The sequence below is a fragment of the Chitinophaga sp. Cy-1792 genome (assembly GCF_011752935.1).
Taxonomy (GTDB): Bacteria; Bacteroidota; Bacteroidia; order Chitinophagales; family Chitinophagaceae; genus Chitinophaga.
In genome coordinates this window covers 362,303-375,831 of record NZ_VWWO01000003.1, presented here as the reverse complement: position 1 = coordinate 375,831, position 13,529 = coordinate 362,303, and the positions used below count along the sequence as shown (strand labels likewise).

Below are 13,529 nucleotides of genomic sequence, written 5' to 3'. Positions count from 1 at the left end.
AACGCTTTATGAAAAAAAATTTTATCGGGATCATCCTGCTGTGCTGTGTTATCTGCTCCTGTAGCAAGAGCAGTAATACAGCACCTCCTTCTTCGGTACAAAGTCTGCAGGCAGTGGGTACATTGCAACTGCCCCTGCCCAGATACAAACCTGCTGCTGTTTTCATCGGCAAAAAAATTTACATTGTCGGGGACGGTTTCCAAACCAATGCTGCTCCCAACATAGATATTTTCGATATACCTAGCGCCACGTGGAGTAAGATCCCCAGCATCACCAATAGTTACGCGTTTGCAAGTGCCACTGGCAACGCCTCTCTGGGAATAATCGCCGGCAGTTTCATCACTAATACAAACACCGCAGATGGCCATATTTTATTGATCGACAATAATAACAATACAAGTACCGTTGCTGCGGCTGCGGTACGTCGTACGGCCATGGGTGCTGCCACCCTCGACAATATCAGCTATTTTGCCGGCGGCTCCTCCGCACCTGATTATGCTCATGCATCAGGCGAAGTGGACGCCTACGATCAAACCAGCCAAACCTGGGCTTCGCCGCATTTCCTTTCCACAGCCAGGATTTTTCCACAAGTCATCGGCATTAATAAAAAAGTCATGATAGCTGGAGGAACGGATTTCAACGGTGCTCAAACGTATGCAATAGACATCCTGGATGCACCATCCAATTCCTGGAGTACAGCTGCTTTAAGCGTGAAACGCGCCGGTTTCACCATTGCCGCTGCCGCTAACAAAATTTATCTGGCAGGAGGTGTAGATCCTGCCTTAAATAAAATGAGTGATGTGATAGATGTGTATGACACCCAAACGGCCTACTGGTCGGTAATACATCTACCTGTCGCTCGTACGGGAGTATGTGCCGCCACTATAGGTAACCTGGTGGTATTTGCAGGTGGCACGGCTACCGGAGCACAATACACAGATGAAGTAGATTATTACAACGTAGTCACCAATTCCTGGGGCAGCACTAAGCTTTCAGTAGCCAGAGGTTTTAGCTGCGCTGTAGTGGCAAATAACAAACTCTATGTCATTGGCGGCACTTCAGCAAATGGTGCCTCCAATACAATCGATGTATTCTCTCTTAATTAATCAATATCATCCCCACATAAAAAAATCGCCGCTACCTGGTAGCGGCGATTTTTTTGACATAATCAATCTGCAAAAAGGTTAACCCATAGAATGACTATAAATATTATTTCCATCACGGCCTTCTTTCATACGTTCTTCCATACGATCCTGTACATGATCGTTGATGTTATGCATTTTATGATTCAGCTTCCGCCAGTTTTTCTTAAACATCCTGGAAGTTTTATCCATCAGGTCCTGTGCATCATGCATCAATTTATCACCTGGATCTACACCCGGATTACGTTTTCTCATATACATGTAGATGCCTGCACCTGCGGCGCCTACGAGGGTAGCTGCGAAAAGTATCTTTTTCATAATTCAAAGGTTTTGACTTATCAACAAATACCAATCATTGTGCCAGCGGTAAAATCGAGGCATTTCCCGCTACTGTAGCGGATTTAAGCATAGTACATTTTATTGTCAGATGTAAAAAAGTGTAGAAAGGAAGGGTATAATTGTTGAGCAGAAAACTCAACCGTATATAAACGAAAAAGGAGACAGTAACTGTCTCCTTTTTGTTGCCCAACCTGGATTCGAACCAAGACAAACAGAACCAAAATCTGTCGTACTACCTTTATACTATTGGGCAATCTCCGTTACAATTTTGGGTACTACCCTCGTTGTTTGGGATGGCAAAAGTAGTATTTTTTTTGAATCTGCAAAAAAAAATTTCAAATCATATTTTTTCCGCGATTGCAGCGGGTTTGATCCACTCCATACAGGCATGGTCCCCTCTGAAGCATGGCTTATTGCCAAAAACAGAACATGGCCTGCAATCAAGATCGGTAATCTGCACGGCGTCCTGCTCCGACTGCCCGTAGCCCATAAAACCGGCATAGGGATGCGTAGCGCCCCAAACAGATATAACACGTACACCGAATAGCGAAGCCAGGTGCATATTGGCAGAATCCATGCTGATCATCGCATCCAGCTGGCTGATAATACTCAGTTCCTCTTTCAGCGAAAACTTTCCCGCTACGGAAATGGCGGAAGGATATTTCTCCGCCAGTGCCGCCAGTTGACGCCCTTCTTCCTTGCCACCACCAAAAAGCAGCAGCCTGTTAGCCGGATGTTTACTCAGGTCAGCAATAACTTCCTCCATTTTAGCCAACGGATACATTTTTTCCTGATATGTGGCAAATGGGGCGATTCCAATCCATTTCTGCTCTTTTTTAGCACCCAATACCGCCTGTACGTTATCAGGCAGCTCACGGGGCTGAAAAACAGGTTTTTTGCCCATTTCACAGGTTAGTCCCAACTGCCTGAATACGATCGCGTAACGCTCGATAGTGCTGGTCAGTTGCTGTAATACCTTCCCTTCCTTGCTGGTAAGTGCCTTTTTCTCTGCACGACCCTTATCAATGGCCCTCACCCGCTTACCTGTCAGCTTAAAAAGCGTCCGTACCACCTGCGACCGAAGTACATTATGCAGGTCTGCTACCGCACTGATATTGAATTGTTTACGCAACTCTTTAAACAGCTTGTACAGTCCCGGAAATCCTTTATGTACTCCCTTGAAATCTGCCGGATAGAAGGTCAGACGTGGAATTCCCTCGCACAGCGCTCCCCAGTTTTTGTTGGACACAAAAACAATATCCACATCAGGATTGCTATCCAGTACCTGTTTCATCACAGGAATGGTCATCGCCATATCTCCCAATGCCGAAAAGCGGAAAACCAGGATGGTTTGCCTTTTAGTAGCAGTTGTCAAAATTTGATTTTTTGGATGAAAACCCGGATTACTGACCGTTTTTATACAGAACAGGATTCAGAGAAGGATCATTGTACATCTTCATCTGCTTGTAGACCTTCATGTATTTCTTACCGGCTGCAATATCTGCCACCAGCTCTTCAATCGCTGTACTCAGGTCGCTCCGCTGCTCCAGGAGAATATCCAGCTTACGCTGACACGCTGCCCTGTGCTCAGGAGTAGCATCCTCACGGGTAGCCTCTTCCTGCATATGGAAAATCTTCAGCGCCAGGATAGACAAACGGTCTATAGCCCAGGCCGGACTCTCCGTATTAATAGCCGCATCAGCAGCAGTTGCTACAGCCTTAAATTTATCGAGGAAATAACTGTCAATATATTCTACGACATCAGTGCGCTCCTGGTTCGATTTATCAATCCATCTTTTGATACCCAATGCTTCTACCGGGTCAATATTCGGATTACGGATGATATCTTCCAGGTGCCACTGCACCGTATCGATCCAGTTTTTTAAATACAGCAAATGCTCAATGCTGCTCTTTTCATAAGGATTGCTGATGGCGCGGTGCACATCATTATACTGGTGATAGTCCAGTATGCTCTGGTTAAATATTTTATTGCACAGTTGAGTAAACATGCGGCAAAATTATACTTTTCTTACATAGGAGTATTTTTTTTCTGGATACGCTCGGGTAAAAGGGGAAGCCGGCAGTTGGCCGGCGATCCCCGTATTTTTTTCGGGAGATGCCTGCGATCCTTTCCTTTTCAATTTCCACGGGAATAGCTGCAGCCGGTCATGGGCATTCCTGTTTAGAAGATGCCGCTTGCTCTTCCCTTTCTATTCCTTGCAGAAAAACCCGGCCGCTGGAGGCAGCCGGGCTTTTCTTTTTGGGAGGTCCCTGCAGCCCTTCCCTTTTCAATTTCCACGGGAATAGCTGCAGCCGGTCATGGGCATTCCTGTTTAGAAGATGCCGCCTGCTCTCCCCTTTTCAATTCCTTGGAGAAAAGCCCGGCGGCAGCCGGGCTTTTCTTTTTCGGGAGGTGCCTGCGGCCCTGCCCTTTTCAATTTCCACGGGAATATCTGCGGCCGCCGCAGGCGGCCGCAGATATTCCCGTTTAGCGGGTGCCGAAGGCGCCCGCTAAACGGGAATCATAAAGACATCTATATAAACATAAAATATACACTCAATGGAAATCAAACTAAATAAAAAAGCGCATGGTTGAAACCATACGCTTATTGTAAAAGATTGTCATGTGAATGTTCGAGAATGCAAATCGTATAGGCATTAATGGTTATCTTGTGGATAGTGATTCCGCAAGGTCATTACCTCATAACTTGAACCTCGGGTCAATAGCAAATCAATACTCCCACAAGGGATCTCGCTACTATCAACGCTGGTATAAATTTCTTTTTGTGTAATTTTTTTTCAAATAGAAGTATATATTACTCTTGGCAAATAATTTTGAGGGTCGTCAAATACTGCACATCACATTAACCAGTCACATTTTTCAATACCGCTCTGCAGCGGGCAACAATCATTAAAGTATTTTTGAGAGCTGTGATACCGGACTTCCAAACTTCATTCCTCGGTTAAAGTCCTTGTTGGCCAATTTTAATTATTCAGGGTTTTCAAATACTATCTGCTTTATCGGGGCGTCACCTCTTCATCTCTCTGCCTCTTGATGCAAATTAAAAGGGGCCACTGCAATATTATGTGCAGTGGCCCGATTTTTTTCTACAACTTTCGTGTGAAAATTCAATTTTTTTTATCCATTTTAGCGCTGAATCGCCTTCTTCTGACGGCTCATAGCGATATAATACAACGGAACTCCTAGTAATATAATGCCTAATCCCATCAAAGCAAACTTGGTTTCAAACATCAAAAGCAATACAGCCAATGATAATGCCACGATCATGTAAATAACCGGTAAAACAGGATACCCGAATGCCTTGTACGGACGCTCTATTTCCGGACGCTTACGCCGTAATATGAAAATGCCAAAGATCGTCAGCACATAAAACAATAATACTCCGAATATTACCAACGCCAGCAAATCATTATATCTCCCTGTCAGGCATAATAGACTCGTCCACAAACACTGTATCCACAGCCCCTTGGCAGGAACACTATACTTATTCAGCTCGCCTGCTCCTTTGAAAAACAGCTTATCTTCTGCCATAGTATAATAAATCCTCGCCCCACTCAAAATAAGCCCGTTATTGCAGCCAAAAGTGGATATCATGATCATCACGGCAATCACCATAGAACCAACGCCGCCAAAAATATGCTCCGCAGCAACCACACCTACCCTGTCGTTGGCTGCAAAGGCAATTTCCTTGATAGGTATTACTGCCAGATACATCAGATTAGTGCTCACATAAATGATTGTCACGATCAGCGTACCTAAAAACAATGACCTGCCTATATTCTTCTTTGGATTCTTGATCTCTCCGGCAATAAATGTCACATTATTCCAGGCATCGCTGGAAAACAGCGACCCCTTCATAGAAATGGCTATCGCACCCAGAAACGCAATGCCGGTAAGTCCGGAGGTAACAATATTACCATCCAGCAAACTCAGTGAATTCGCCTCCCAGGCATGTTCCCAGTTGGCATGCCAGATCTCCGCCTTTGCTCCCAGCAGAAACCCGAAAATGATCAGCCCAAACAGGGATAATAACTTCGCCAGCGTAAATACTGTCTGGATGACTTTCCCATGTTTTACCCCACGTGTGTTGATAAATGTTAGTAAGATGATAGAAATAATTGCCACAATCTGTGCGGCAGAAATATCTACCAATGGCGTGTGTAACAGGATATTTTTTTCGCTGAAAGATGGGATAAGATAAGCGGTAAATTTCGCGAAAGCTACTGCCACAGCTGCAATGGTCCCCGTCTGGATAACACCGAACTGTGTCCATCCAAACAAAAAGGCAATAAAGGGATTGTATGCTTCACGCAGGTATACATACTGACCACCGGCTTTGGGGTACATGCCCGACAGCTCACCATAGCTCAGGGCGGCTATCAGCGTTACCACGCCGGCCAATACCCACATGGCGGTGATCCAGCCAGCCCCACCCACATTACGGGCTATTTCAGCTGTTACAAGAAAGATTCCGGAGCCTATCATGGAGCCGGCGACGACCATGGTGGCATCGAGTAAGCCTAATGTTGGCTTGAATGAATTTGCCGCAGTTGGCGTTGCAGATTTAGTTTGGTTGATTTCCATATGTTCAGGTAGTAGTAATAAAAAAGTCCCGGCTCAATGAACCGGGACTATAAGGTAGAAAATTTTCTTCAAGATTCTCTTTTTAGCAAATTATTTTGCCGGAGTTGCTCCTGCTGCTGCACCCAGCTCATTCATACCTTTGATCACATCTGTGGTGATATCAAAAGAAGAATCTTTGTACAGGATATTGCTTGCTCCCTTACGATAAGAGAAAATATATGCAAAACGTTTGTCTTTATTGAAATTTTCAAGGAAGGTATCCAGGCGGCCCTGTAACTCTTCGTTGAATTTTGCTTCCTGCTCCGCATACTGACCACGCATCTGCTGTGCTTCCTGCTCCAGCTGCTGCTTTTTAGCCAGGATACCACGCTGAATGTTCTCTCCCTGCTCCTGCGTCAGTGTAGCTGCTTTACGCTGTAAATCTTCAAATTCATTCTGCAGGCTACGCATTTTAGCTTGCAGGGTATTGTCCATAGACTGTTGCTTTTTCTCCAGCTCAGCCCTTTTCAATTTGAAATATTCAAAGTGCGCTTCGAGTGTATCCAGGTCTACATATGCAATTTTGAAACTGGCAGCAGTAGGCGCTGCAGTGTTGGTGTTGGCAGCAGGTGCCGTACCAGCTTGTTTGTTGTTCTGGCAAGCTACGAATAAGCCGGCAGCCAGCGTCGCCATTAATCCTTTAGACACGAATTGATTACGAGTGCGCATGTTTATGGGTAGATTTTCTACAATTTAATTTTTGAAAATAGAACGGCTAAAATAAAGATTTTGCCGGATTTTCAAATTTGATTTAAAATATTTATCTATGTTTTAACTTATAAGGTGCTCACGCCTTGCTACAGCCGATTACATCCTATTGGCACCCAATATAGGCATTTTAGTTATTTTGTACCTGAAATACCTGAAAATTTGTAGTATTCGCATTCCCCGTAGCTACATAAGTATACGATTTCCCCTTCAGGAATCCAGTCGGAAAAGACCCCATCACCTTGCTGGAATCAACGTAATTCACATTCAATGTATAGTTAGATGGCGCGAAAATATTGGCGTACTTCGTAATGCCCCCAAATACAACGGCCCTGAATACACGCGTGGTATCCATCCTGAAATCCAGTGGCAACGCAGATCTGTTATTCGTCTTATACGAATCACTCAGGTCTACCACTCTCCACCTGGCACTATCTCCCGGCACCGCCGATAAATCATCCTCCGCCCATACGTATGTCAGCAGCTTGCCACTGGTATCCGCTCCAAGGAACAACGTGAAATTCTTCCCATTCCTTAAAAAGAACTGCCCAAGCGCCAATTGCTGATTACCATTGATGATTGTCAGATTGTAAGACTGCGCCCGCATTGACTTATATGCTGTTGCCTCTCCATAATTCACACCTGATGATACCGTCACCGTATCCAGCTTTACCCCGAATACCGCTCCTGGTACACCATTGAAAAATTTAAAGTTCGACTGTGTGGAAGGTATCGCACTATCGCTGTCCTTCTTACATGCCGCAAATAGGACCACACCTAAAGTAACTATTAATAGAAGCTGTTTCATTAATCCCGGTTCATAAATTATAAACTCAAAAATAACTTTTAATTGCGTTTAAACAATTATTCAAATAGATAGTCTAAGTCACCGTAAAACACTTTATAATTTTTTTAAACACGTAAAAATGAACAAAAAAACTATCCTTATCCCTGCCTTCATTTTAGGCGTTTCTGTTACTGCCTTTGCACAAGACAAAACCCAACAGGACAACAAAGACAGGAAAGACAAAAAAGAATGGCACCAGGAGAAGAAAGACGGGAAAAAAGATGACAAAAAAGAAGACCACAAATTAGACAAGGAAAAACAAGACAAAATCCGCGAAGAGAAAAAAGCAGAACACGATAAAAAAGTAGCGGAAAACAAAGAAAAACAAGACAAAAATCGTGAAGAGAAAAAAGCGGAACACGATAAAAAAGTAGCGGAAAACAAAGAACGCCACGACGCTAAAGGCCCTCGCGATCCTAAAGATCATAAAGAGCCTAAAGATGGTAAACATGATCCTAAAGAGCACCACGAACACAAAGAAGAAAAGAAAGACGAGAAAAAAGGATAATACTGCCTCTATAATAACAAAACGGCTGTTGCTACCAGGTAGCAACAGCCGTTTTGTTATGTTTTTTTAGGTAGATGATCACCTTGATTATACCGCCAGCAACACCGCCACATAATGACAGACCGCCGCTGCCAGCACCAGGAAATGCCATACGGCATGTGTATACTTGTACTTATCCCATACATAGAAAAATACCCCGGCAGAATACAATATCCCACCCGCAAATAACATCGAAATAACCGGTACAGACATATGCTCAAAGAAGCGCTTGCCTCCCACTACCATTATCCATCCCATGACCAGGTAAATGATGGTAGATAATATTTCAAATTTTCCCGTAAACCATACCTTAAAAAATACGCCTACCAGCGTCAGTCCCCACAGGATGCACAACAATGTTATCCCGAATGAATTCAGCAGATATACCAGGATAAAAGGGGTATAGGTACCCGCTATCAGGAAATAGATACTGATGTGATCAAACACCAGGAAAATCTTTTTTACGTATGGCTCCAGGCTAAGATGATATACCGTTGAATTTGTAAACAGCAGAATAAAACAGAAGCTGTAAATACCGGCGCCCACGATGCCCGGCGTATTGCCATGCGTGGCTGCAATGGCCGTCAGTACCGGCAATGCGCTTACCCCAAAAATAACTCCTGCCGCGTGAATTAACCCATTCACAATCTCCTGTTGCCTGGAATAGGTTTGTTGAACAATGATTCCCATATGCCTTGATTTATTATCAAAGCTAGCGCATATTTCCTTCCACTCTTATCGATTAAATAGATACGCTTATTCATGTTATAAACGCGATTCTGTCCCCGGCCTCCGGCCGGGAGCGAAACAGGAATATCAATTCAAACAAAAAGCCCTCTCTACCTGTGTAGAGAGGGCTTCTATAATATTACAATGCTTACGCACTATTCTTCTTCATCAAACTGGAATACTTCTTTAGAAGATGCCAGGATATCGTATTCTTCCTTAGAACCTACGATCATGTTTTCGAATTCACGTAAACCTGTACCTGCAGGGATCAGGTGACCGGTGATAACGTTCTCTTTCAAGCCCATCATATCATCGATCTTACCATTGATAGCTGCCTGAGACAGTACCTTGGTCGTTTCCTGGAAGGACGCTGCTGAAATCCAGCTGCGAGTACCCAGAGACGCCTTGGTAATACCTTGCAGTAACGGACTGGAAGTTGCCGGCTGTGCATCGCGGAACTCAACCAGACGTTTATCAGAACGACGTAACAGCGAGTTCTCTTCACGTACCTGACGCAGGGTCACGATCTGACCAGCTTTCAGTACGGTAGATTCACCTGCTTCGGTTACTACCTTCTTATCGAAGATATTGTCATTCTCTTCGAAGAAGTCGAACCTGTCTTCGGTATCGCCTTCCAGGAAGCGGGTATCACCCGGATCTTCAATGTTTACTTTACGCATCATCTGACGAACGATAACCTCAATGTGTTTATCGTTGATCTTCACACCCTGTAAGCGGTATACCTCCTGAATCTCATTCACCAGGTATTCCTGTACTGCAAACGGACCTTTAATAGCCAGGATGTCTGCAGGAGTGGTAGAACCATCGGACAGAGAAGTACCAGCTTTCACGAAGTCACCGTCCTGTACCAGGATGTGACGGGTCAATGGAACCAGGTATTTCTTGATCTGACCTTCACGGCTTTCGATGATGATCTCACGGTTACCACGTTTGATGTTACCGAATGCTACCACACCATCAATTTCAGAAACGATAGCAGGGTTGCTTGGGTTACGTGCTTCAAACAGTTCAGTTACACGTGGCAGACCACCCGTGATATCCCGGAGCTTACCGAGTACACGAGGAATCTTAACGATTACCTGACCGGATTTCACGCCTTCACCTTCAGTGATTACGATGTGAGATCCTACTGGTAAGTTGTATGATTTAACCTCCTTGTTGCCTTCAACAACGATGGAAGGAATCTTATTTTTATCCTTGGTTTCGATAACCACTTTCTCACGGTGACCAGTTTGTTCGTCCGCCTCTTCACGGAAGGTGATACCTTCAATGATGCTGTCGAAACGAATGCTACCGTTGATCTCAGACACGATAACCGCGTTGAATGGATCCCAGGTACAAATCTGCTCGCCTTTAGCGATTTTCTGACCATCTTTCACCAATAAGGTAGAACCGTAAGGAATGTTGTTAGTGATCAGCAAACGATCGTTCTTAACATCCATGATACGCAGCTCACCGGTACGACCGATAACCACCTGTACTTTATCACCTTCGTTATTTTCGTAGGTAGTAGTACGCAGACCATCGAATTGTACAGTACCGTCAAACTTAGCAACGAGGCCGGATTCAACTGAAGTAGAACCAGCCACACCACCTACGTGGAAGGTACGGAGTGTCAACTGTGTACCAGGCTCACCGATGGACTGTGCAGCGATGATACCTACAGCATCACCTCTCTGTGCAGTGTAACCGGTTGCCAGGTTTTTACCATAACATCTCACACACACACCACGACGGCTTTCGCAAGTCAGTACAGAACGGATCTCTACTGTTTCGATAGCGCTGTCTTCGATGCGATGAGCGATTTCTTCAGTGATTTGTTCACCACCGGCAACAATCAGCTCATCTGTATGTGGATCGTAAACGTCGTGCAGGGAAGTACGGCCCAGGATACGATCGTACAGTGGTTCTACCACCTCTTCGTTATCCTTCAGCGCTGAAGTAGCGATACCACGCAGGGTTCCGCAATCTTCTTCGTTGATAACCACATCCTGTGCAACGTCTACCAGACGACGGGTCAGGTAACCCGCATCCGCTGTTTTCAACGCCGTATCCGCAAGACCTTTACGCGCACCGTGCGTAGAAATGAAGTACTCCAATACGTTCAGACCATCCTTAAAGTTGGACAATACCGGGTTCTCGATAATCTCAGAACCAGTAGAACCAGACTTACGAGGTTTAGCCATCAGACCCCTGATACCAGCCAGCTGTTTAATCTGCTGTTTGGAACCACGCGCACCGGAATCAAGCATCATGTACACAGAGTTGAAGCCCTGTTTATCTGTTGCCAGCTCGCGGATCAGCGTTTCAGTGATCTTGGTATCCACACGGGACCAAATATCAATGATCTGGTTATAACGTTCGTTATTGGTAATCAGACCCATGTTGTAGTTATCCCAAACTTCATCTACCTCACCACCAGCACCATCAATCATATCCTGTTTAACATCAGGAATGATCAGGTCATTGATGTTGAAGGACAAACCACCACGGAACGCAGTACGGAAACCTAATTGCTTGATATCATCCAGGAACTTCGCTGTAGTAGGGATGTTCGTGTATTTGATGATATCACCAATGATTTCACGCAGGGATTTTTTGGTCAGCAGGGCGTTTACATAACCGGCAGCTTTAGGAACGTGCTGGTTAAACAATACGCGACCCACGGTAGTTTCGATCAGCTTTCTTTCCAGCTCACCGTTTGCATTTCTTACATCAGCTTTAACACGGATGTGAGCATGCAGGTCTACCTGACCTTCGTTATGTGCGATAATAACTTCTTCTGCAGAATAGAAAGCTTTACCCTCACCTTTTACGATGACATCACCCATCGTTTTCTTACCCTTAGTGATGTAGTACAGACCGAGTACCATGTCCTGTGAAGGCAGGGTAATTGGCGTACCGTTCTGCGGGTTAAGAATGTTGTGTGAAGACAGCATCAACAGCTGGGCTTCCAGGATTGCGGCGTTGCTCAATGGAACGTGTACCGCCATCTGGTCACCATCGAAATCCGCGTTGAACGCAGAACATACGAGTGGGTGAAGCTGGATTGCCTTACCTTCTACCAGTTTAGGCTGGAACGCCTGGATAGACAAACGGTGAAGGGTTGGAGCACGGTTTAACATAACCGGGTGACCTTTCAGTACGTTTTCCAGGATATCCCAAACAACTGCTTCTTTACGATCTACCAGCTTCTTAGCTGATTTCACGGTTTTAACAATACCTCTTTCAATCAGTTTACGAATGATAAACGGTTTGAACAGCTCTGCCGCCATATCTTTTGGCAGACCGCACTCATGCAGTTTCAGTTCAGGACCTACCACGATTACAGAACGACCGGAGTAATCCACACGTTTACCGAGCAAGTTCTGACGGAAACGACCTTGTTTACCTTTCAGTACATCAGAGAGAGATTTCAGCGCACGACCACCTTCCGCTTTCACCGCATTTGATTTACGGCTGTTATCGAACAGTGAATCCACCGCTTCCTGCAGCATACGTTTTTCGTTACGCAGGATCACCTCTGGTGCTTTAATTTCGATCAGACGCTTCAGACGGTTGTTACGAATGATCACCCTGCGGTACAGATCGTTCAGGTCAGAAGACGCGAAACGACCACCATCCAATGGAACCAGCGGACGCAGTTCTGGTGGAACAACAGGGATATATTGCATTACCATCCATTCAGGACGGTTTTCTACACGGCCATTAGCTTCACGGAAAGCTTCCACTACGCTCAGACGTTTCAGCGCTTCCGCTTTACGTTGCTGAGAAGTTTCAGTAGCAGCCTGGTTACGCAGCTGGTAAGATAAACCATCGAGGTCTATACGTGACAGCATCATTTCCACCGCTTCAGCACCCATCTTAGCAATAAACTTGTTAGGATCTTCATCCGGTAACAGCTGATTGTCTTTAGGGAGTGTATCCAGGATATCCAGGTATTCTTCTTCAGTGAGCAGATCACCGTAGTTCAGACCTTTTTCCTGTTTAGCACCTGCCTGAATTACTACATAACGCTCGTAGTAAATGATCGTCTCCAGTTTCTTGGAAGACATACCCAGCAGGTAACCGATTTTATTTGGGAGAGATTTGAAGTACCAGATGTGTACAACGGGAACCACTAAACGAATATGTCCCATTCTTTCGCGACGTACTTTCTTCTCGGTAACTTCAACACCACAACGGTCGCAAACGATACCCTTATAACGGATACGTTTATATTTTCCGCAATAGCACTCGTAATCCTTTACAGGCCCGAATATTCTTTCGCAGAATAAACCATCACGTTCCGGCTTGTAAGTACGGTAGTTAATGGTTTCAGGTTTCAGCACCTCACCGTATGAACGCTCCAGAATTACATCAGGAGAAGCCAGACTAATGGTGATGCTGTTAAAATTTGATTTAGGACGATTTTCTTTCTTGATAGCCATCTGTAATTAGCTTTTAGCTGTTAGCCGTAGTTTGTTGAGAACCACGACAAAAATTTTATTCCTGCGAAATATCAAAGCTATCAGCCATCTGCACTTGCTGCAGACGGCTGGTAGCTAAAAG

At 44.9% G+C, this 13,529-nt stretch carries 10 protein-coding genes and 1 tRNA gene; 2 read left to right on the top strand and 9 right to left on the bottom strand.

Annotated features, from left to right (window positions below):
* Positions 1-8 precede the first annotated feature (8 nt).
* Positions 9-1,106, top strand: coding sequence for a hypothetical protein (locus F3J22_RS26920; RefSeq protein WP_167021696.1), 1,098 nt, complete (start codon positions 9-11; stop codon positions 1,104-1,106).
* 78 nt (positions 1,107-1,184) lie between these two features.
* Here F3J22_RS26920 and F3J22_RS26915 read toward each other — a convergent pair whose 3' ends face one another.
* The 7 genes from F3J22_RS26915 to F3J22_RS26885 all read right to left on the bottom strand — a co-directional run bounded on the left by F3J22_RS26915 (position 1,185) and on the right by F3J22_RS26885 (position 7,642).
* Positions 1,185-1,460: a hypothetical protein gene (locus F3J22_RS26915; RefSeq protein WP_167021080.1), complete on the bottom strand. Its 276-nt coding sequence runs from the start codon at positions 1,458-1,460 to the stop codon at positions 1,185-1,187.
* Between the two features lie 203 nt (positions 1,461-1,663).
* Positions 1,664-1,734, bottom strand: a tRNA-Gln gene (locus tag F3J22_RS26910).
* 87 nt (positions 1,735-1,821) lie between these two features.
* Positions 1,822-2,856: a glycosyltransferase family 9 protein gene (locus F3J22_RS26905; RefSeq protein WP_205195728.1), complete on the bottom strand. Its 1,035-nt coding sequence runs from the start codon at positions 2,854-2,856 to the stop codon at positions 1,822-1,824.
* Between the two features lie 28 nt (positions 2,857-2,884).
* A complete protein-coding gene (locus F3J22_RS26900; protein WP_167021079.1) occupies positions 2,885-3,490 on the bottom strand; it encodes a DUF4254 domain-containing protein in 606 nt (201 codons plus the stop codon).
* Between the two features lie 1,139 nt (positions 3,491-4,629).
* Positions 4,630-6,087 (bottom strand): APC family permease, encoded by a 1,458-nt coding sequence (locus tag F3J22_RS26895; RefSeq protein ID WP_167021078.1) that lies wholly within the window; start codon positions 6,085-6,087, stop codon positions 4,630-4,632.
* A gap of 90 nt (positions 6,088-6,177) precedes the next feature.
* On the bottom strand, positions 6,178-6,795 hold the full coding sequence (locus tag F3J22_RS26890; RefSeq protein ID WP_167021077.1) for an OmpH family outer membrane protein: 618 nt from the start codon (positions 6,793-6,795) through the stop codon (positions 6,178-6,180).
* Positions 6,796-6,964: 169 nt separating this feature from the next.
* A complete protein-coding gene (locus F3J22_RS26885; protein WP_167021076.1) occupies positions 6,965-7,642 on the bottom strand; it encodes a DUF4397 domain-containing protein in 678 nt (225 codons plus the stop codon).
* Between the two features lie 118 nt (positions 7,643-7,760).
* Here F3J22_RS26885 and F3J22_RS26880 point away from each other — a divergent pair, with 118 nt between their 5' ends.
* Positions 7,761-8,189 (top strand): hypothetical protein, encoded by a 429-nt coding sequence (locus F3J22_RS26880; protein WP_167021075.1) that lies wholly within the window; start codon positions 7,761-7,763, stop codon positions 8,187-8,189.
* 87 nt (positions 8,190-8,276) lie between these two features.
* On the opposite strand, the gene F3J22_RS26875 is transcribed toward F3J22_RS26880, so the two are convergent.
* Together F3J22_RS26875 and rpoC are read right to left on the bottom strand one after the other, a co-directional pair.
* Positions 8,277-8,918, bottom strand: a complete 642-nt coding sequence (locus F3J22_RS26875) for a hemolysin III family protein (protein ID WP_167021074.1) — start codon at positions 8,916-8,918, stop codon at positions 8,277-8,279.
* A 194-nt stretch (positions 8,919-9,112) separates the two neighbouring features.
* Positions 9,113-13,408 (bottom strand): DNA-directed RNA polymerase subunit beta', encoded by a 4,296-nt coding sequence (rpoC, locus tag F3J22_RS26870; protein WP_167021073.1) that lies wholly within the window; start codon positions 13,406-13,408, stop codon positions 9,113-9,115.
* Positions 13,409-13,529: the final 121 nt, after the last annotated feature.